The sequence below is a fragment of the Testudinibacter sp. 'clade 2' genome (genome assembly GCF_006227735.1).
GTDB lineage: Bacteria > Pseudomonadota > Gammaproteobacteria > Enterobacterales > Pasteurellaceae > Chelonobacter.
Genome location: NZ_VDHB01000098.1, coordinates 1 through 20942, shown reverse-complemented (window position 1 = coordinate 20942; position 20942 = coordinate 1). Strand labels below are relative to the sequence as shown.

Sequence of the window (20942 nt, the reverse complement as noted above, 5' to 3'; positions counted from 1 at the left end):
AAAAGAGTGGCGAAAAAGAGTCTATAGCTCAAATTATAAACAAAGATCAACAGACCCTATTATTCAATATCACGCTGCCAAACTGCGTAACCAACGAATTTCATCTGCCCAATTTTCCGGTTCAATCGTTTCCAAAATCAGTGGCATATCATCAAATTCAGGGTGCTGCATAATATATTCAAAAACTGCAGTGCCGATTGTACCACCGCGCAGACAATCATGGCGGTCAACTCGACTGCCAAGTGCGGTTTTCGAGCCGTTAAGGTGCATGCCTTTCAAATAATGAAAACCGACAATGTCAGCAAATTCATTAAATACCTGCTCACAACCTGCCAGTGTGGAAATATCGTATCCGGCAGAAAAAGTATGACAAGTATCCAGGCAAACCCCGACTCGGCTTTTGTCTGCCACTTGTTCGATAATCGCCGCCAAGTGTTCAAAACGATAACCGATATTCGAGCCTTGACCCGCAGTATTTTCAATCACTGCCACCACATTCGGCACTTGTTGCTGGGCAATATTGATCGATTCAGCAATGATCGCAATGCAATCCTGCTCTGAAATTTGACGCAAATGGCTACCGGGGTGAAAGTTCAACAGCGACAACCCCAACTGCTCACAACGCTGCATTTCATCGATAAAAGCGGTGCGTGATTTTTGCAACGCTTCGGGCTGAGGATGCCCTAGATTAATCAGATAGCTGTCGTGTGGCAAAATATGTTTTGGATTGATCGCTGCCTGTTGCAGCGCCATTTTAAACTGCTTAATGCTGCTTTCACTCAACGGTTTCGCCACCCACTGACGCTGATTTTTGGTAAATAATGCAAATGCGTTCGCCCCAATTGCCAGTGCATTACTCACTGCATTTTCTACTCCACCGCTGGCACTGACATGTGCACCAATATATTTCATCGCTTGTTTCCTTATTTCCGACTGCTTTTGTGGTAGCATTGTACTGAAATTTAACTCTGTATAAAGCTATTGGTACAATTTATGACGACAAATACCCCGCTTAACGATTTTTCCATGCTTTGCCGCCTGTTTGGCAACCTGTTTTACCGAGCACCACAAGACGAAGTGCTCGCGCCCATTTTCAACTGGCTGCAACAAGGCAGCCTGACCGCACTTTGGGCGTTAGACACCGATAGCCAAAGCGAAAAAGCCTTGCAACAACTGCAAAGTGCGGTTGCACCGCCGCAGCTTGCGACTGAATACCAACAACTGTTCGGTGAAAATGGTGCGGTTTCCTGCAAGATTTCTGCATATAGCGATCAACTTACTCAATTTATTGAATTTCGCCAATTGCGCGCTATGCCTGAGCTAACCAATGCTGATCATGTGGCGCATTTGCTGCTGACCGCTTCTTGGTTGGAAGATCATGCAGATTCACTCAGCGCACAGCAAACACTGTTTGAACAGTTTTTACTGCCGGTGATAGGCAAATTTTTGGGTAAAGTTGAAGCGCACGATCAAGGTTTCTACCGTGCTGCCGCACAACTATGTCGCGATGCGCTGGCAGCAATGGCGGATGAATTGGAAGAGGAACAATCCGCTTAAATCGCCATTAAAATGCTAATCTTGCATACTCTGCTCTAATTTCAACTGCTTATGCACAGTTTGATATAACCCCGGCAACAGTTGCGTCATCATATTGAGTTGTTGGCGCAACACCCGATCTTGCTGCAATTGGCTAGGGCTGCTGAAGTGTTCGTCAGTCTCAGCGCCCAAGCGCTCGGAGATGTTCATCATTTTCTGGTCGAATTGCGCCTGTGGCAGGTGATCCAGCTGTTGTAAAATCGCAATAAATTCCCTGGCTGCCGGATAAAGTGCGGTCAAAAAATATTTATCATCGCCATGTTTGCCCATCGAATGGCGAAACGCCCCTAATGCAGAAATATAACCCAGCAGACAATAATTCTGTTTGAGCAACTGAAATCCATTGCTCAGATAACGTTGGTACTTTTGTGGTTCGCTGTTCATATTGCCGATCAACGTGTTCAGCTCTGCCGCACTTTCATGTGCTGCCAAACGCACAATCCGATAATTGACATGATTTTTTTCACCAAATTGCAACTGCGCCATAATATACAGCAGATAGCGGGCGTTATTTTGAATGCTGCGGTGAATAATCTTGCCAATTTTCATGTATTTCCAATCGGGCCATAAATAGGATACAGCCCACCACGCCAATGCTGCCCCGATGAGGGTGTCTATCACTCGCGGCCACATCGCACCATAAATATCGAAGCCACTGATATCAAAACAGATCAGCACCTGAATCGTGATAAAACAGGTCGAGAAACTGTAATTTTTATTTTTGAAATAGAAAAACAGCGTACTGGTGATCACCAACAGTCCCAATTTAGCCTCTAACGTTGCCATAAAATAGGGTAATAACGAGCCGAGAAACACACCGACCAAGGTGCCCAAAATCCGTTCGCGCAGGCGTTTTTTGGTTGCTGAATAGTTTGGCTGACACACAAAAATCGCAGTCAATAACACCCAATAACCACGTTCCAAAGCTAAAGCGTTGGCAATTATACAACATCCCAACACCACTAACGACAATCGTACTGCATGGCGGAAAAGCGGCGATTGCAAGGTTAAATGGCTGTGGATGGCGGCAGCGATTTCACGCAAACCGCGAATGCGATTAGTGGTGATAATGCGGCTGAACGAATCTTGAATTTCGTTGCTTTCTTTGCCTAAAAACAGCAGCTGCCATAAAATACTTTTTAAATTGCCGATTACGGTTCTTAAATTTTCAAGCTGTGAACTGTTAGGCGAATGTTCGATGAAATAACTGAAAGAGGCGTCAATCCCTGCTGCTGCACGTTGTAAACGTTGTTTCGGCTGATAAGCTTTACGCTGTAAGATGGCCTGTGCAATATCACGGCAATCGTCGGCTTGCAGTTCTAGCAAACGTTGAATACGAAAAATTAAATCGCTGTTTTGCAGCTTTTTTACCAGTTTGCGATAATCAAAATGTGAAGAGCTGGCTCGCTCGTGAATGTCTTGCGCGGCGTAGTAATAGCGAATCAACCGGCTGGTTTTCGAGTGGCGGTGCTGTCCGCCCAGACGATAAAACAGTGATTGACGGCACAGATTAAATGCGTCAATCACTCGACTGTTCAAGCCGGAAAGTTCCAGTTGCAGCTGCTCCGCACTTTCCGCTTCGTCGGGGTCAAAAAACTTAGACTTGCCGTCCAGATAATCCGCCAGTGCCAAATAGGCATTCGCCAAATATTCATCAACTTTATAGCGCGGAAAAAACAGATACGTCAGCACCGAAGAGACGCTGTACAACAACGTACCGCACACAATCATCACCGGATTGATGTACCACTGGGTTTGCGGCAGATAGGTTAATGAGGTATACAGCGCCACAATCAACGTGCCGAAAGCAATGGTGCTGTAACGCTGTCCGAGCGCACCCATCATCGTGAACACAAAAGTGAACAGTGTCATCATCAGGGCAAAATACAGTGGATTATTTAACGAAATCTGTGCACCAAACGCCGAAATGGTAAACGCTACAATTGTGATGAGGATATTTTTGATTTTGCCGCTTAAGCCGTGATCCAAATCGACTAACCCTGCTGCAATGATGCCCAGCACAAACGGCATCGCTACGGCAGAAATATTGAGGCTATAGACCAACATCGCCGCCAAATTAACCGCAATAAATACCGGAATAACCGCAATAAGATGACTGTTCAGCCAATGAATTTTGTTCACGTTGGACTCATTATCGCTGCGGTCATTTATTCACTGCGATTTTCAAATTGGCGGCGAATCTGCTCTGCTTTTGCGGCTTGCGCCACATCACTCGGTACGACTCGCTGCCCGACCGGAAACAGCGCTATCCCCGCCAGTTTAAAATGCGCAATCCCGCTTGGAATACCGATAATGGTCAAACATTGGCTAATGCCGGTGACAATATGCAGCAAACACAGCCACCAGCCGAAACACACGAACCATACAATATTCAGCACACTGCCGATACCGTTGCCGATCGCACTGGTCGGTTGCAAATATTTGATATGCACAATTTCATTACCGAACGGCGCTAATGACATTTTGGTGATTTCCCAGCAACTGCGGCTGTAGGGCAAGGTGACAATCAACAATACGCTGACAATGGTAGCAAACAACCAACCGATAACCGTGGCAAAACCGAAAAACACAAAATTAAAAATATTCAGGGCTAAATTCATGGCGAGCCTATTTCAATCGCTGGGCTAAATAATCGGCATAGTCCGGAATATCAATGGCTATCTCTTGATTAAAGTGCGGTGAGCTAATCAAAAAATCGGCGGTTGCCGGATTCATCGCAACGGGAATATTCCACACCGTTGAAATACGCAGCAACGCTTTCACGTCCGGATCGTGTGGCACGGCATTCATGGGATCCCAAAAGAAAATCAACAGATCGATTCGCCCTTCGGCAATCATCGCGCCAAGCTGTTGATCGCCGCCCATCGGGCCGCTCAGCAAGCTGTTGACCTGCAAACCGCTCTTTTGCTCGATTAAGTTACCGGTGGTGCCGGTGCCATATAATTTATGTTGTGCCAACAAAGTGCGGTTTTTAATACACCACTCAACCAACGTTTGTTTGCAGTGGTCATGCGCAACCAACGCAACATTTTTGTTTTGTGGCAAATGGCGGGGAATAGTTTGCATAGGTTTTTCTCCCTAGTTCCAAAACGAAACTTTTAGCAAAAACTTAAGGCGCTACTTTTAACAATAAAACACGAAAGTAAAAAAGCGAGCTAAGCTCACTTTTTTATCTTCTCAACTAATGGGATTATTGTTTTTTCGCCCAATTCAAGAAGCGTTGCTGTGTTTCTTTGTCCGCTTGTTGGAACCAGTATTGCAACTGTTGCTCCGCCACATTTTCACCTTGTACCGTCACTTTGCCTTTTTGTGCTTTCCCCACATTTGCCATGCCCATCGCAACCGGCATGCTGGCGGTAGCAAATCCGGCAACAGCAGCTTTTGCACCACTGCTGTTATAGGCAGACAAATCATCGGCTAAATTTCTACCCGGGAAGAAACCTTCTTGAGCAAGAGCTTCTTGCTGGCTGTCGATTGTCTGACCGTTACTGCTGACTTTGATCACCGGATTTTTAGCAAACTTCTCTGCACCGTTTTCATCGCCGATGCTGTCCGCATTGATCATAATATTACCGCTACCGGCATTAAATTTAACGACAATAGGAGAAGATTCAAATAAACGACGGTCAGAGCCGGAGCGGATAATTTCGCTGACCTGTACCACCACTTGATGAACCTCATTATCGGAGACTGTGACATTTTTATTTTGCTTTAATAAACCGCCACTGGCTTTTTGTCCGTCAATAGCCAACAGTGTCAGGTTAGACGAAGTACTAATTTCAGCCGCTACCGCACTTAAACCGGTCAACACCGCAGCCGCACCAATCACTAAACGAGTTAATTTCATTTTACTTCCTCAATCATCAGAAAAATCAGTCAACATCGCAGCAAATGCCGGATGCCTCACAAAAACCAAATAGTTTTGCCTATCCTAAGCGAAAACATTATAAAATAAAATAGTCAGTTACGATTTTTATCCAAATTCGAGAGGCAAGTATGATTATTCAACGGCAATTTAATGTTTATGGCGTTGTGCAAGGGGTCGGCTTTCGTTATTTTACTTGGCGCAAAGCCATAGAATTGGGCTTAAACGGCACGGTACGCAATCTGTCCGATGGCAGTGTTCTGGTGATTGCGAGCGGCGATGAGAACCAAGTGACCGCACTTTATGATTGGTTGCAGCAAGGGCCACGCTCGGCACGGGTTGAGAAAGTGTTGGTCGAGGCATACCAGGGCGACAAACGCTTCGATAGCTTTGCCATCAGCTGATCGATTGTTTAAGCTCAGCAGCCGCACTGATTTTCTGCCGTCGATTGCGCCACGCTCCGAGCAGCAGTGCCGCAATAAAACAGCCGGATTGCATTAGCACAATGGTCGGGCCGGTGGCTGAATCTAAATGGTAGCTGAGGATCACCCCGAACAAAGTGGAGAAAATCGACACGCCGATCGCAATCCACAGCATGGTTTGAAAACGTTTGCTCAAACAAAATGCGGTGATTCCCGGCGCAATCAACAGTGCCACCACCAAAATCACCCCGACCACCTGCATTGCGCTGATGATGGTCAGCGCCAGTAACATCAGCAATAGATAATGTAAGGTTCTGACTGAAACCCCCACCACTTTTGCTTGTATCGGGTCAAAACAATACAGCAAAAAATCTTTGCGCTTGAAAAACACGATACAAAAACTGATCAGCGAAATCCATAATGTGGTACGAAACTCCTGAGCCGTCACGCCCAACAGATTGCCAAATAAAATATGGTTCAAATGTTGATCGGTTTCCACTTTCACAAATAAAATCAGCCCGAAAGCAAACATGCCGGAAAAGACGATTCCCATTACGGTATCTTCTTTTAAGCGACTGTTTTCTTTCAGATACCCGGTTGATAAGGCACAGAAAATACCCGCCACAAATGCCCCAATGGCCAGCGGTAAGCCCAAAATATACGCCAAGACAATCCCCGGTAGTACCGCATGGGAAATCGCATCACCCATCAACGACCAACCTTTTAATACCAAATAGCAGGAGAGTAAAGCACAAACAATCGATACCAAAAGTGCGGTGTACAACGCCTGCTGCATAAAAGCAAACGTAAACGGTTCATAAAACCAGTTAAAAATCGCTTCAAGCATATGGCTTTCCTTGTGCTACTTTTTGACGACGCTGCTTTTGCTGCTGATATTTCTGCGTCAACAACCCATATTTTGGTGAAAACAAGAATGCGGCTAAAAACAGCAATGTTTGTAAAAACACAATCACACCGCCGGTCGCACCATCGAGAAAATAGCTTAAATATGCGCCGACCGCACTTGTGCTGATACCTAAGGTGATGGCAATCACCACCAGTCGTCCGAAACGATCTGTGAGCAAATAGGCAGTTGCGCCCGGAGTAATCACCATCGCAATCACCAAAATCGCCCCCACGGTTTGCAACGCTGCCACGACACAGGCGCTCAGCAAGGTAAAAAATAGTACTTTTAAGCGAATCGGCGAAATACCAACTGATACCGCATGGCTTTCATCAAAAAACACCAACAACAGATCTTTCCAAAAAATCAGCAAAAACACCACGCAAACCGCAATAATAATCCCGACTTGCAGCATATCGCCATCATCAATGCCCAGCACGTTACCTAAAATAATCGATTGCACGTCCACTGATGTCGGATTCAACGAAATAATAAACAGCCCAAGCGCAAAAAATGTGGTAAATATAAAGCCGATGATCGCATCTTCGCGTAGTTTGGTGATTGACTTGACCCATAAAATCGCCAGTGCTGCCAGCAATCCGGAAATAAATGCCCCGATGGCATACGGCAATGCCAACGCATAGGCAATCGCCACGCCGGGCACGACCGCATGCGACAGGGCATCGCCGATCAGCGACCAGCCTTTCAACATTAAATAGGCGGATAAAAACGCACAAACCCCACCAACCAAGGCGCTGATCACAATCGCTTTGGTCATGTATTCGTAAGCAAAAGGTTCGAGTAACAGTTGCCACATAGCTTAGTGTTCCGCTTTATTTTGAATTGATATTTGATCTTGGCTTTGCTCTTGGGTTTGTTCTTGCGATTGTAGTTGCGCCTGCGGTGCGGTCGGTGGCAATTCCGAGCCTTTTTCGCCATAGAAAATCACCGGGCGTTCATCATCCGTCAACACCGTTAAAGTGCGGTTGTCTTGGTCATCATGCAGCTCTTCGCCATCTAACGTCAAATAGCGCAATACACCGCCAAATGCCAATTTCAAATTCTTTTGCGTGAATGTGGTTTCAGTCGTACCGGCGGCAATCACAGTACGATTGATCATCACCACCTGATCGCAAAAGTGCGGTACACTGCCTAAATTGTGGGTAGAAACTAAAATCAAATGCCCTTCACTACGCAGTTGCCCCAATAATGCCACAATCGCATTTTCGGTTTTGACGTCCACCCCGGTAAAAGGTTCGTCAAGCAAAATAATACGGCTTTCTTGCGCCAACGCTCGTGCCAAAAACACCCGTTTTTTCTGTCCGCCGGACAGTTCACCGATTTGGCGATCTTTTAAGTGGGTGATATCCACCCGCGCCATCGCCTGCTCAACTTTCTGCTTGTCTTGCGGCGATGCAATCCGCAAAAAATTCATATAGCCATAACGACCTGTCATCACTACATCATACACCGAGATCGGAAACTGCCAGTCCACCTCTTCCGCCTGTGGCACATAAGCCACCAGATTCTGCTTTAGGGCTTTCTTGACCGGCAATCCATGAAGGGTAATTGTACCTTGCAGCGGTTTCACCAATCCCATCAAACTTTTAAACAGAGTTGATTTACCGCTGCCGTTCACCCCGACCAAAGCACAAGTCGTACCGCCATATAACGCAAAAGAGACATCATAAAGTGCGGTATGCCCGTTATTATAACGAACTCCAACCTCCTTCACCTCTAACAACGGCGACAGTTCAGCATGACAGGTACTTTGCGGGGTTATCATTTATTCGAATCCTTTAACAATAGTTGAAACAGTGACTTGCAATAAATCCAGATAAGTTGGCACAGCACCATCGGCTTGTGACAACGAATCAACATACAACACGCCACCGTATTTTGCACCGGTTTCTTTCGCTACCTGCTTACTTGGGCGGTCGGACACCGTGCTTTCACTGAAAACAACCGGGATTTTATTGGCTCGTACCTGGTCAATCACCCTTTTCACTTGCTGTGGCGAGCCCTGCTGATCAGCATTGATCGGCCATAGATACAGTTCTTTAAAAGCATAATCCTTCGCCAAATAGCTGAACGCCCCTTCTGAGGTGACCAACCAGCGCTTTTCTGCCGGAATTTGTGCCATTTTCTCTCGCAGCGGCGCATCTAAGGCTTTGATTTTTTCAGCATAAGCGGCGGCATTTCGATTATACACCTCAGTATTTTTCGGATCATGTTTTACCAATGCTTTGCGGATATTTTCCACATACAGCAACGCATTGTTCGGCGACATCCAAGCGTGCGGATTCGGTGCGCCCTGATAAGCCCCTTCGCTGATCGCAATCGGTTCAATCCCTTCCGTCACCAATACCGCTGGTTTGTCCTGCATATTTTCAAAAAAGCGCTCAAACCAACGCTCCAGATTCATGCCGTTCCATAGCAGCAAATCGGCCTCTTGTGCTTTGATCACATCTTTCGGTGTCACTTGATAATCATGAATTTCGGCACCGGGTTTGGTCACTGACTCCACTATCGCTGCATCACCTGCCACATTTTGTGCAATATCTTGAATCACGGTAAAGGTGGTCAGCACTTTAAACGGTTTTTCAGCCGCCACGGCGGAAAAGCTTATCATCCCACCGAACACTAGTGCGGAAACTAAACTTTTTAATGCTATTTTCATTTTATTTCTCCCTGTTTGATAAACGTTTTTAGGCAAACTATTTTGCCTGCCCTAAACTATATCAACTTTATTTATGAGAATCATTTGCATTTAAGATGTTTACACAATTTTGCCATTTAACACTACAAACATTTTGCCGGCTTCGGCAACCCTGCTAACTTAGTTGCCTGTTTTGCCGGCCCTTCCGGAAATAAACGCTGCAAATACCGACTGTTGCCTTTGTCTGCTCCCAGTTTATCTGCCATTGCCTTGACCAACATGCGGATCGCTGGCGAAGTTTTATACTCTTGGTAAAACGCGCGCACAAAATGAATTACTTCCCAGTGTGCCTCACTCAGCTCGATTTGCTCCTTTTGCGCCAGCCACTGCGCAACTGCGGGACTCCACTGTGCACTGTCAAGCAAATAGCCGTCTTTATCCCGTTTAATCTGTTCGTCGTAAATATCCATTCATTTTCTCCGGATACAATTATGCCCCTATTCAGGGGCATAAGAAACAAATCAATCTAATTGTCTAGATCTTTGAAAACAGGCGGATATATCATCCGCCTTAGATTGCTGACAAAGGGTAAAATACACGATTAATATTGTAAAAGTAGGCGCAGATTATATATCCGCCCGAACCGCACTTTACATTTTTCCTTTATTAATTAAGTATTTATGCCGCACTTCGCAAACGGGCGGATGCAATCCGCCCCTACTTTGCCTCATCAAATATCTTTGTCAATAATCTGTGGCGGATTATATATCCGCCTCAATTTTTTAAATTAATGATTAATCACGCGAAGCGCCAATCAAACTCAGCAGGCTGATAAACAAGTTATACAACGAGACATAAATGCCGATGGTGGCGCGGATATAGTTGGTTTCGCCGCCGTGTACGATATTGCTGGTTTCATACAAAATCGCTCCGGTTGAAAACACCACGAATAAGGCACTGATGGCTAAATGCAATCCTGGAATTTGCAGGAAGATATTGGCAATGACACCGACAACCAGCACGATAAATAGTGCAAACATCATGCCACTCAGGAACGACATATCTTTTTTGGTGGTCAACACATAAGCCGAACAGGCGAAGAACACCGCTGCCGTGCCGCCTAATGCCAGCACAACCACATCGCCCATCCCTGCACCAACATACATATTTAGGATCGGTCCGATGGTATAACCTAAAAAGCCGGTGAAGGCGAAAGCAGAAAGAATACCCAGTGGGCTATCCGCCAATTTATGGGTCAAAAACAGCAAACCGTAAAAGCCGACCAGTAACACAATCAACCCCGGATACGGCAAGTTCATTGTCATGGAAATATAAGCCACCACCGCAGAAAAAGTGACAGTGAGCGCTAATAAAAAGTAGGTGTTGCGTAACACTTTGTTGGTTGCCAATACCGATTGTTCGGAACGACGTACATCGGTCACAAGACGTTGTTGCATTGCGTTTCTCCCTTAAGAATACAGAGCAAAATAGTGGTAAATAAATTGTTAAAACACCCTAACCATAAGGGCTATAGCAAAAAAAGTCAAATCTAAATTCAGTTGTTTTCCTCAAACCAAATCAAGCTTACCATCCGTCCGGTCACACCGTCGCGTCGATAGGAAAAAAACCGCTCTTTTTGGCTGAACGTACAACATTCTCCACCATAAATAAGGTGAATTCCACATTTTTTCAAGCGCTGACGTGCCAATAAATACAGATCGGCAAAATATTTGTCAGGCGTCGTCAAATCCGGTTGGAATGCCAATGCCGCTTGTGGATCATGTTGGATAAATGCCGACCGCACTTCGCCACCGACTTGAAATGCCGATTGACTGATCGCCGGTGCCAGCCACGCCACGATTTGCGACGGCTTGGCATGAAACTGTGCCACGGTGTTTTCTAAAATGCCATCACACAAGCCGCGCCAACCGGCATGTGCCGCTGCCACTTCATTGCCGTCCGCTGTCGCAAACAGCACCGGCAAACAATCGGCTGTCATCACCAAACAAACCTGCCCTGCTTGATCGGTATACACCGCATCAGCCTCAATTGCGGTTGCCGTGGTCGGTAAACGTAATACGGTGGTGCTGTGGGTTTGATTTAAATACAACGGCAGTTGCGGCAGTTGTGCTTTTTCAAGCAACAAAGTGCGGTTTGCTTCGACCGCACTTGGGCTGTCACCGACATGTGCGCCCAAATTGAAACTGGCATAGGGCGCAACACTCACACCACCGTTGCGAAAAGTAGAGAGTGCGTGAACATTATTCGCTAAATTCCAGTTTGGTTTAAGAAATTCCATCAATAATCCAACTCATCTTTGTGCAGTTCATAATCCGCTTTCAGCACATTCACCAGTTCCACAAAATCCTCCGGCAATGGCGCATGCCATTCCATCACTTCGCCGCTAATCGGGTGTTCTAAACGCAACATCACCGCATGCAGGGCTTGACGTTGGAAATGACGCAATACCGTTAAAAATTCCTCGCTCGCCCCTTTCGGCGGACGTGGGCGCCCACCGTACGCTTGATCGCCCAGCAACGGATGGGCAATATGCGCCATATGCACCCGAATCTGGTGAGTGCGCCCGGTTTCCAAGCGTAACCGCAAACGGGTGTAATTGCGAAAACGCTCCATTATCCGATAATGGGTCACCGCCGATTTACCCATCGGATGCACCGCCATATGGGTACGTTTGGTCGGATGGCGTGACATCGGCTGATCCACCGTACCGCCTTTAGTCATAATGCCGTATGCCACCGCCTCATATTCACGGGTAATCCGGCGTTTTTGCAACGCATACACCAAACGGGTTTGCGCCGGAATGGTTTTCGCCACCACCATCAAGCCGGTGGTGTCTTTGTCCAATCGGTGCACAATGCCGGCACGCGGCACTTCCGCAATTTGTGGATAATGATGCAACAGCGCATTCAACACCGTGCCATCCGGATTGCCAGCCCCCGGATGTACCACAAAATCTTTCGGCTTGTTGATCACCAAAATATCATCGTCTTCATACACAATATTCAGTGCGATCGGCTGAGCAACGAAACGGTTTTCCTCTTCGATTTCCACTTCAATCAAAATCACTTCATCGCCATATACTTTTTCACGCGGTTTATTCACTACCGCACCGTTCACCTGCACCAAATCCTGCTCAATCCACGTTTTAATCCGTGAACGAGAATAGTCGGGAAAGCATTCCGCCAAGGCTTGATCCAAACGCTGACCGAGTTGATGTAACTGAATTTGTGCCGTTAATTGTAATTGTTTCGTCATAAATAAAAATAAAATCCACTGAATTCTAGTTTGCTTATTTGCCAAGGATGGTTAAAATACAAGGCGTAACAAGATAATAACGTTCATTGTAACTGAAGTTTACCGTGAAGTAACCAAACATTCGTTGACGCGTGTTGCCAGCCGACCGCACTTTTTGCAAAAACCTCTTTAGGATTGTTATTTATGTATAAATTAAAATCGCTTGCCTTACTGTTGCTGACCGCCTTAAGCGTTGCCGCCTGCTCCTCCGATAAAAAAGAAGTCGAAACTGCGTCGGTGGAAGAACTTTATAGCAAAGCCAATACGTATCTTTTAGATGAAAACTATGCAGAAGCCATTCGTTATCTGGATGCCGTAGACAGCCGTTATCCGTTTGGTGCCTATGCCGAACAAGCACAATTGGGATTAATTTACGCCAACTATAAAGATTCTGAATACACCTTGGCACTGGCAAACGCTGAACGTTTTTTGCGCTTGCACAGCAACAGCCAACATTTAGATTTCGTGTTGTATCTGGCAGGATTGATCAATACTGAGTTGGGCGATCACTTCTTACAAAAGGCATTCGGCACCGACCGTGCCTCGCGTGATCCGCTAACCTTAACCAATGCGCTGCACAACTTTGAAACGTTGCAACAACATTTCCCGAACAGCCAATATGCTGCCGATGCCGCCGTACGCGCCAACTATCTACGTAATGCACTGGCTCGCCACGAACAACAAGTGGCCGAATTTTATTTCAAACGTCATGCTTATGTTGCCACGGTAAACCGTGTACTAGGCTTGTTGGATACCTATCCTGATACACAAGCGACCCATGAGGCGCTGCCATTATTGGAAAAATCCTATCAGGCGATGAAACTCAACGAACCTGCTGCTAAAATCGCCGAATTAATCAAACAAGGCGAAAACAAAACCTTCGCTGAAATCCCGGTGCCTGAAGGTGATGTGAATTTAGTCGTTCCCAATGTGCTGTCGCCAACCGCCCAGTAACCGCTCGATTTAATAAAAAAACACCTTAACGTTGTTCGATGTTAAGGTGTTTTTTGTTTATGCAATAAATCAAGTTCAACCAAATCATTTAAATATTTCTGTGCAGTATTGCGATGAATATTTCCTTTATTGTTATTCTAACAGAACGTGCACAGGTTTTCGCGGTTTCTTGTGCACGTTCTGATAACGTGCATACGTTTTTGCGATTTCTTGTGCATGTTTTGTTGATATACGCAGCTTTTGGCACTTTTTTATGCACATTTTGATCTCAAACCGATTTTGAGTGTTTGTTGTGAAAAGCAAAACACGATCTAAATCAAGAAAACCTTAAATAAGCATCACAAATACTTCTTTTATAAATAAGATCCTTTTATGATACGACTGTTAAAACGAATTAACAGCTATTTTACTTATTACTCAACTCACTCGATACGATCAACACAATCTATAAAAAGGAATTTGAATTATGTACTGTATTCAATGCGAACAAACCATGAAAACCCCTGTCGGTAACGGCTGCAGCTACTCGCAAGGGATGTGTGGCAAAACAGCTGAAACCTCCGATTTGCAAGATTTATTAATAGCGGCGTTATACAGCCTGTCTACTTGGGCGATTAAAGCACGCGAATTGGCGATTATCGACAATCAGATCGATGCGTTCACCGCTCAGGCTTTTTTCTCCACCTTGACCAACGTCAATTTTGACTCCAAACGCATTGTGGAATATGCCCAACAAGCGCAAGCCTATTGCGATCAACTGATCCAACGCTGCCGTGCGGTCAATCCAAGCACCGACAGCGATCACCCGTTGGCACATTTGAAATTGAACGGCAGTGAGATTGCCGCCCTGACCGCACAAGCGGAAGATTTTGCCTTAAATAAAGACATCAACGATATCAGCGAAGAAGTACACGGCTTGAGAATGCTCTGTCTTTACGGTTTGAAAGGTGCAGCGGCCTATATGGAACACGCCCATGTTTTAGGCCAATTCGATAACCAGATTTATCTGGAATTCCACCAATACATGTCTTGGCTGGGCACCAATCCAACCGATATCGATACCTTATTAAAAAACTCACTGGGCATCGGCATGATGAATTTTGGCGTGATGGGCTTATTGGACAAAGGCGAAACCGCCGCCTTCGGCAATCCTAGCCCTTCAACGGTGAATGTTAAACCGATTGCCGGCAAATGTATCCTGATTTCCGGCCATGATTTGAAAGATCTGAAAGCGCTATTGGAACAAACCGAAGGCACAGGAATTAACGTGTATACCCACGGCGAAATGCTGCCGGCGCACGGTTATCCGGAACTGAAAAAATACAGCCATTTAGTCGGCAACTACGGCGGCGGCTGGCAGAACCAACAACGGGAATTTGCCAAATTCCCGGGGCCGGTGATCATGACTTCCAACTGTATCATCGATCCGAATGTCGGCAACTATGCCGATCGCATCTACACCCGCAGCATCGTCGGCTGGCCGGGCGTGAAACACTTGGATGATCGCGATTTCAGCCAAGTGATCGAACAAGCGCAACAAATGGCGGGCTTCCCGTACAGCGAAATCGAACACAACATCACCGTCGGTTTCGGTCGCCAAACCCTGCTGGATGCGTCTGATGCGGTAATTAACTTGGTTGCCGAGAAAAAATTACGCCATGTGTTCTTGGTCGGCGGTTGCGACGGCAGCGTGGGCGAACGCAGCTACTACACCGAATTTGCGCGTAACGTACCGGAAGATTGCGTAGTATTGACCCTGGGTTGCGGTAAATATCGCTTCAACAAACTGGAATTCGGCACATTGGAAGGCGGTTTGCCACGCTTGTTGGATGTCGGTCAATGTAACGATGCTTACTCCGCCATCATGTTGGCGGTCAACCTGGCGGAAAAACTGGGCTGTGGCGTTAACGATCTGCCGTTGACCTTGGTGTTGTCTTGGTTCGAGCAAAAAGCGATTGTGATTTTGCTGACCTTGTTGGCATTGGGTGTGAAAGATATCTACACCGGCCCGACCGCACCGGCATTCTTAAATGATAACTTGTTAGCCATTCTGAACGAAAAATTCGGTCTGCGCGGCTTGACCACCCCACAACAAGACATGCAACAAGCGTTAGCACGCTAATGATTGCATGATGTCATACCAAGTGCGGTCTGCTCTTATCTGGTGACCGCACTTTGTTTTGTTTAGGATTTTCAACTATGTCAAACCCAAATGCTTTCTGTATCAATGAAATGATGGTCAACAACATCGTGCAAGAAACCGACGATGTTTATACCCTCGAACTGATCGCACAAGATTTTTATCCCTACGAACCGGGGCAATATGCGCTGGTCAGTATTAAAAATACCCCAGATATTGCCCGTGCCTACACCCTCTCCTCTACGCCCGGTTTAAGCCGTTATGTCACCTTAACCGTGCGCCGGATTGAAAACGGAGTTGGCTCAACCTGGCTGACCCGAGATGTCAAGGTCGGCGATACGCTGTGGCTGTCTGATCCTAAGGGCGATTTCACCTGTTCCAAAATCGTCAGCGACAATTATCTGTTGGTTGCCGGTGGTTGCGGCATCACACCGATTATGTCGATGGTGCGTTGGTTATGCGTCAACCGTCCGCAAGCCAATTTAACCGTGTTCTACAGCGTGCATTCGCCGAAAGACGTGATTTTCAAACGTGAATGGCAACAACTGAAGGCGCAATATCCGCACTTGAGGTTATACATGAACTCCTCGCAAGGCGCCAGCGAAGGCTTTTATGCCGGACGGATTTCGCAACAAATGCTGCAAGAACTGGTGCCGCATATTGCCGACTGCACCGTGTTAACCTGCGGCCCGGAAAGCTATATGCAGCATATTCGTGACATCACCGAGCAGCTAGGCGTACCGAAAGAGCGGTTTTTCCTTGAACAGTTCCACTCCTCGACCGAAGTGTGTATGACCGACAACAGTAAGCAAGTCGGCTTGACGGTTTACGGCATCATCGGCGAACAAACCGTTTCCGTACCGTTCGGCATTTCATTGCTAAGTGCACTGGAAGAAAATAATATTCCGGTGATTGCCGCCTGCCGCACCGGCATCTGCGGTTCGTGCAAAACCAAAGTGCTGCAAGGCGAATACGAAACCAGCACCACCGGCCCGCTGACAGCGCAAGAAATCGAACAGGGCTATGTGCTGGCGTGCAGCTGCCAAATCAAAGGCAATATGCAGGTCGAGCCGATGATTTAATCCTTTGCAAGCAACCAAAGTGCGGTACAAGCCGCACTTATTTTATTAACAACCCAAGCAAAAACAACAGCGAAATTCCCATTTCAATCAGCCCGATTTGCTTCGGATTGAGCCGTTTACGCGGCATCAGCCACAACGGTATAATTATCGCTCTGAGCAAAGCCGGCACAAAGCAAAGTGCGGTTCGCAGGTCAAAATAGCCTATCGCTAACACGCATAATAGATGAAAAATCATCGAGGCTTGTAAATAGCGCGGATCTTTGCGCTCACGCAGAATGCTTTTCACATACAGCGTGGTGCCGACAAAAAATAGGCTGGGATAGAGCAAAACCAACATAATTTGGCGATCAAAAGTGTGGTCGGCAAAGTAATACGCCGCCATGCCAGCAATAGCGAAAATCGCAATCGCCGCTAAATCATTGCCCAGCGCACGCTCGTTTTTTTGCTTCACATAATAGATATTCAACAATCCGAACGGCAGCATCGCCAATAAAAAATACAGCAGTTGCCAGTTATGCCACAATGCCGGAAGAGAAAATAAAAGTGCGGTCAGCCCGTAGCTGATTGCCCAAGTGCGGTTTTGCGTCAAATTCCGTCCTTTGAACAGATTAAAAAACGGATAGGTGAACAGATACAGACAAGCCCACGCCAGCAATAAAAAAGCGTGCTGCCAAACAATCATCGGTGATGACAACATGCCGTATAAAAACGGCAGCAATGCCATCACAATCGCACCGTGTTGGTTGGAAATCAACAGTTTCATTTTGCGCCGGAATTTGTTTTTTTCTGTTTTAACGAAGCAAAAAATGTCGCCAAAATCGGGCCGGAAACATTGTGCCAAAAGCTGAATACCGCACTTGGCACCGCTGCCAGCGGATTAAAGTGCGCATTTGCTAATGCCGCCCCTAAGCCGGAATTTTGCATGCCGACTTCAATCGAAATCGCTTTGCTGTCATAAGTACTCAGATTGAATAATTTGGCAGTGAAAAAACCGATCAAGTAGCCCAAACCGTTATGCAGCACCACGATACCGAAAATAATCAAGCCTGATTCAACGATTTTATCTTTACTGACCGCCACCACGGCCGACAGAATCAACACAATCGCCACCACTGAAAGCAGCGGCATACTTTGGCTCAGCTGCGCCATTTGTTTTTTGAACAACGCACGCACCACCAAACCCAAGAAAATCGGGAACAGCACCATTTTTAACACCGAGACAAACATGGCAGCGGCATTGATATCCAGCCACTGACTTGCCAAAATATAGAAAACCGCAGGGGTTAAAATCGGTGCCAGCAAGGTTGAAATGGTCGTGCAAGCCACTGAAAGTGCGGTATTGCCACGTGCTAAATAGGTCATCACATTGGATGAAGTGCCGCCCGGACACGAGCCGACCAAAATCACGCCAATCGCCAAATCTGTCGGCAAAGCAAAGCCTTTTGCCAAACCGAAAGCAATCGCCGGCATAATCACAAACTGGCTGACTACACCGATCAATACCGATTTCGGATGTTTAAACACTTCGCCGAAATCATTGAACGTCAACGTGATACCCATGCCAAACATCACGATGCCGAGCAAATACGGAATATAACTGACAAAAGGCGAAAAATAAGCCGGAAATTGAAAGGCTAAAAAGGCAAACAGTAAAACCCAAAGCGCAAAGGTTTTGCTGACAAAATGGTTAATCTTGAGTAAGGTCTGCATGGAAAAATCTCTTGCAATGGTAAAGGATTGACCATAACAAAACTTTTAGGTGATTTCAATTCTCACTAAGGGGCATTTTCTGCAAATGCTTTTATGCTCGGCTAAAGCGCCAGCATCATTTCATACCATGATATACCGCCGTGTTTGAATGCTGACGGTTTGAGATAGCGATAACCGAATTTTTCATAAAAACGGATATACTCCGCTTTGCACATCAGATAAATCGCCTGTTTTTGTCGGCGCCGCATCAGCTCGATAAACTGCTGCATTAAGCGTACGGAATAGCCACACCCCTGATAATGCGGGTCGACCACCACCGACATAATCACCACATTCGGTGCGGCAGGGTCATGTCCAATTAGTTGTTTAAATTGTTCATCGGACATCACCACGTTTTCGGCACACCCACTATTGATAAAACCAATAATCCGATTCCCCGTTTCCATTAACAGAAAACCATCTGGATATTGTGCTATCCGCAGTGCGATCTTTTCACGACTCGCCGCTTCATCTGAGGCATAAGCAGTTGATTCAATTTCAAAACAACGATCAGTATCTGCTATTGTAGCCTGTCTAAATGTCAGCACAGGGTCTTCCTCCGAGTTAGAATCTGTTGATGTTTATTTACCGATACAAAACGAGCTGAAAATATTGCTTAACAAATCATCGGACGTGAATTGCCCGGTGATTTCGCTTAATGCGTCTTGCACCATACGCAGCTCTTCTGCCAGCAGTTCGCCTGCATGAAATTGGGTCAGTTGGATATGTCCGCTTTGCAAATGTTCGCTGGCGACTTGCAACGCTTCCAAGTGGCGACGGCGGGCAAGAAAACCGCCTTCGGTTACCGTTTGGTAACCCATCGACTGCTTCAGGTGATCACGTAGCAACTCAATACCGCACTTAGTTTTGGCTGACAAGCGGATAGTGGTGTAGCCGTCGTGCTGCTCAATTCCTTCCGTTTCGCGGCTCAAGTCGGCTTTATTACGGATCACCGTGATCGGCATCGACGTCGGTAAACGCTCGATAAATTCCGCCCAGATTTTATGTGGATTCAACTCCTGCGTGGTGGTGCTGTCGATCATCAACAGCACATGATCCGCCTGTTCGATCTCTGCCCAAGCACGATTGATGCCAATGCGCTCCACTTCATCGGTCGCTTCACGCAAACCGGCGGTGTCGATAATATGCAGCGGCATACCATCGATATGGATATGTTCACGCAATACATCACGGGTTGTGCCGGCAATATCGGTGACAATCGCTGCTTCGCGCCCGGCAAGGGCATTCAGCAAGCTGGATTTACCGGCATTCGGACGTCCGGCAATCACCACTTTCATACCTTCTCGCAATAGCGATCCCTGTTTTGCCTCGGACTGCACTTTGGCCAGCTGCTGAATAATGTCATTCAAGCGTTTTTCAATAATACCGTCCGCCAGAAAATCGATCTCTTCATCGGGAAAATCAATCGAGGCTTCCACATAAGTCCGCAGATAAATCACGGCATCCACCAATTGATTGACTTTGTTGGAAAATTCCCCTTGCAGTGATTTCAATGCCGAGCGTGCCGCCTGTTCCGAACTGGCATCAATCAAATCGGCAATCGCTTCCGCCTGTGCCAGATCCAGTTTATCGTTTAAAAATGCCTGTTCGGAAAATTCGCCGGGACGGGCGATGCGAATGCCGTCCAGCTGCAAAATTCGTTTTAGCAGTAAGTCCAACACCACTTGTCCGCCGTGTCCTTGCAGCTCCAGCACGTCTTCACCGGTAAACGAATGCGGCGCTTTAAAATACAGCGCAATGCCTTGATCCAAGACCGTGCCGTCGCTGTCTTTAAACGGCAGGTAGTCGGCAACGCGCGGTTTCGGGCATTTGCCCAACACTGCTTCGGCAACGGCAACCGCACTTGGCCCCGAGATACGCAAAATCCCGATTCCGCCCCGGCCGGGTGCCGTGGCTTGGGCGACAATGGTCTCTTTATTCATAAATATTCCTTGCTACAGAATAGAACAAACCGCACTTTAACTTAAAGTGCGGTTTTAGACTGCTGACAAAGGTTAAAATACACGATTAATATTGTAAAAGCAGGGGCGGATTAACTATCCGCCCGCACCGAATTTTGTATTTTTTCTTTATTGATTAAATGCTTATGCCGCACTTCGCAAACGGGCGGATAGTTAATCCGCCATAAATATTGTGTGTTTTCACCTTTGTCAGCAGTCTAAAATCCGGCAATATAACGGATTTTCAAACTTATCAACCGAACAGAACTTAGGC

General features: G+C 46.5%; 22 protein-coding genes. 5 read left to right on the top strand and 17 right to left on the bottom strand.

The features are described from left to right. Nucleotides 1-69: 69 nt before the first annotated feature. Entirely contained in the window at nucleotides 70-912 is an 843-nt protein-coding gene (gene nfo, locus FHQ30_RS08465; protein ID WP_139611618.1) for a deoxyribonuclease IV, read from the bottom strand. An 81-nt stretch (nucleotides 913-993) separates the two neighbouring features. Between nfo and FHQ30_RS08460 the strand changes: the two genes are divergently transcribed. Then, nucleotides 994-1557, top strand: coding sequence for a TorD/DmsD family molecular chaperone (locus FHQ30_RS08460; RefSeq protein WP_139611616.1), 564 nt, complete (start codon nucleotides 994-996; stop codon nucleotides 1555-1557). A gap of 15 nt (nucleotides 1558-1572) precedes the next feature. Here FHQ30_RS08460 and yccS read toward each other — a convergent pair whose 3' ends face one another. The 4 genes from yccS to FHQ30_RS08440 form a co-directional block, all read right to left on the bottom strand. Then, complete coding sequence (yccS, locus tag FHQ30_RS08455) at nucleotides 1573-3738, bottom strand: YccS family putative transporter (protein WP_139611615.1); 2166 nt, start codon at nucleotides 3736-3738, stop codon at nucleotides 1573-1575. 26 nt (nucleotides 3739-3764) lie between these two features. After that, nucleotides 3765-4217 (bottom strand): YccF domain-containing protein, encoded by a 453-nt coding sequence (locus tag FHQ30_RS08450; RefSeq protein ID WP_132964320.1) that lies wholly within the window; start codon nucleotides 4215-4217, stop codon nucleotides 3765-3767. A 7-nt stretch (nucleotides 4218-4224) separates the two neighbouring features. After that, nucleotides 4225-4683: a methylglyoxal synthase gene (locus FHQ30_RS08445; RefSeq protein WP_139608162.1), complete on the bottom strand. Its 459-nt coding sequence runs from the start codon at nucleotides 4681-4683 to the stop codon at nucleotides 4225-4227. Between the two features lie 124 nt (nucleotides 4684-4807). Then, nucleotides 4808-5464 (bottom strand): curli polymerization inhibitor CsgI-related protein, encoded by a 657-nt coding sequence (locus FHQ30_RS08440; RefSeq protein ID WP_132964324.1) that lies wholly within the window; start codon nucleotides 5462-5464, stop codon nucleotides 4808-4810. A gap of 152 nt (nucleotides 5465-5616) precedes the next feature. Here FHQ30_RS08440 and FHQ30_RS08435 point away from each other — a divergent pair, with 152 nt between their 5' ends. After that, a complete protein-coding gene (locus FHQ30_RS08435; RefSeq protein ID WP_139611620.1) occupies nucleotides 5617-5886 on the top strand; it encodes an acylphosphatase in 270 nt (89 codons plus the stop codon). Here FHQ30_RS08435 and FHQ30_RS08430 read toward each other — a convergent pair. The 8 genes from FHQ30_RS08430 to rluD form a co-directional block, all read right to left on the bottom strand. After that, nucleotides 5879-6739 (bottom strand): metal ABC transporter permease, encoded by an 861-nt coding sequence (locus FHQ30_RS08430; RefSeq protein ID WP_326480853.1) that lies wholly within the window; start codon nucleotides 6737-6739, stop codon nucleotides 5879-5881. The genes FHQ30_RS08435 and FHQ30_RS08430 overlap by 8 nt on opposite strands. Before the next feature lie 4 nt (nucleotides 6740-6743). Further along, the gene (locus tag FHQ30_RS08425) at nucleotides 6744-7625 is read right to left on the bottom strand and encodes a metal ABC transporter permease (RefSeq protein WP_139611613.1); all 882 of its coding nucleotides are present in this window, start codon (nucleotides 7623-7625) and stop codon (nucleotides 6744-6746) included. A gap of 3 nt (nucleotides 7626-7628) precedes the next feature. Further along, on the bottom strand, nucleotides 7629-8594 hold the full coding sequence (locus tag FHQ30_RS08420) for an ATP-binding cassette domain-containing protein (protein WP_139611612.1): 966 nt from the start codon (nucleotides 8592-8594) through the stop codon (nucleotides 7629-7631). Continuing rightward, nucleotides 8595-9440, bottom strand: coding sequence for a metal ABC transporter substrate-binding protein (locus tag FHQ30_RS08415; protein ID WP_326480852.1), 846 nt, complete (start codon nucleotides 9438-9440; stop codon nucleotides 8595-8597). Nucleotides 9441-9610: 170 nt separating this feature from the next. Beyond that, on the bottom strand, nucleotides 9611-9937 hold the full coding sequence (locus tag FHQ30_RS08410; RefSeq protein ID WP_139611610.1) for a TusE/DsrC/DsvC family sulfur relay protein: 327 nt from the start codon (nucleotides 9935-9937) through the stop codon (nucleotides 9611-9613). A 324-nt stretch (nucleotides 9938-10261) separates the two neighbouring features. Further along, nucleotides 10262-10924, bottom strand: coding sequence for a Bax inhibitor-1 family protein (locus FHQ30_RS08405; RefSeq protein ID WP_139611609.1), 663 nt, complete (start codon nucleotides 10922-10924; stop codon nucleotides 10262-10264). Between the two features lie 98 nt (nucleotides 10925-11022). Then, the gene (gene pgeF, locus FHQ30_RS08400) at nucleotides 11023-11766 is read right to left on the bottom strand and encodes a peptidoglycan editing factor PgeF (protein WP_139611608.1); all 744 of its coding nucleotides are present in this window, start codon (nucleotides 11764-11766) and stop codon (nucleotides 11023-11025) included. Then, nucleotides 11766-12743 carry a 23S rRNA pseudouridine(1911/1915/1917) synthase RluD gene (gene rluD / locus FHQ30_RS08395; RefSeq protein WP_139611607.1) on the bottom strand — a complete coding sequence of 326 codons (978 nt, stop codon included), beginning with the start codon at nucleotides 12741-12743 and terminating at the stop codon, nucleotides 11766-11768. Before rluD ends, pgeF begins: the two co-directional genes overlap by 1 nt. A gap of 183 nt (nucleotides 12744-12926) precedes the next feature. Between rluD and FHQ30_RS08390 the strand changes: the two genes are divergently transcribed. The 3 genes from FHQ30_RS08390 to hcr all read left to right on the top strand — a co-directional run bounded on the left by FHQ30_RS08390 (nucleotide 12927) and on the right by hcr (nucleotide 16958). Further along, nucleotides 12927-13736 carry an outer membrane protein assembly factor BamD gene (locus FHQ30_RS08390; RefSeq protein ID WP_139611606.1) on the top strand — a complete coding sequence of 270 codons (810 nt, stop codon included), beginning with the start codon at nucleotides 12927-12929 and terminating at the stop codon, nucleotides 13734-13736. A 466-nt stretch (nucleotides 13737-14202) separates the two neighbouring features. Continuing rightward, entirely contained in the window at nucleotides 14203-15858 is a 1656-nt protein-coding gene (hcp, locus tag FHQ30_RS08385) for a hydroxylamine reductase (protein ID WP_139611605.1), read from the top strand. A 77-nt stretch (nucleotides 15859-15935) separates the two neighbouring features. Next, complete coding sequence (gene hcr, locus FHQ30_RS08380; protein WP_139611604.1) at nucleotides 15936-16958, top strand: NADH oxidoreductase; 1023 nt, start codon at nucleotides 15936-15938, stop codon at nucleotides 16956-16958. Nucleotides 16959-16995: 37 nt separating this feature from the next. Here hcr and FHQ30_RS08375 read toward each other — a convergent pair whose 3' ends face one another. The 4 genes from FHQ30_RS08375 to mnmE all read right to left on the bottom strand — a co-directional run bounded on the left by FHQ30_RS08375 (nucleotide 16996) and on the right by mnmE (nucleotide 20650). Further along, nucleotides 16996-17721, bottom strand: a complete 726-nt coding sequence (locus FHQ30_RS08375; RefSeq protein ID WP_139611603.1) for a YwiC-like family protein — start codon at nucleotides 17719-17721, stop codon at nucleotides 16996-16998. Continuing rightward, nucleotides 17718-18668, bottom strand: coding sequence for a bile acid:sodium symporter family protein (locus FHQ30_RS08370; RefSeq protein WP_139611602.1), 951 nt, complete (start codon nucleotides 18666-18668; stop codon nucleotides 17718-17720). The genes FHQ30_RS08375 and FHQ30_RS08370 overlap by 4 nt, the downstream gene beginning before the upstream one ends. A 101-nt stretch (nucleotides 18669-18769) precedes the next feature. Continuing rightward, on the bottom strand, nucleotides 18770-19255 hold the full coding sequence (locus tag FHQ30_RS08365; protein ID WP_139611600.1) for a GNAT family N-acetyltransferase: 486 nt from the start codon (nucleotides 19253-19255) through the stop codon (nucleotides 18770-18772). Between the two features lie 33 nt (nucleotides 19256-19288). Beyond that, entirely contained in the window at nucleotides 19289-20650 is a 1362-nt protein-coding gene (mnmE, locus tag FHQ30_RS08360) for a tRNA uridine-5-carboxymethylaminomethyl(34) synthesis GTPase MnmE (protein WP_139611599.1), read from the bottom strand. Between the last annotated feature and the right edge of the window lie 292 nt (nucleotides 20651-20942).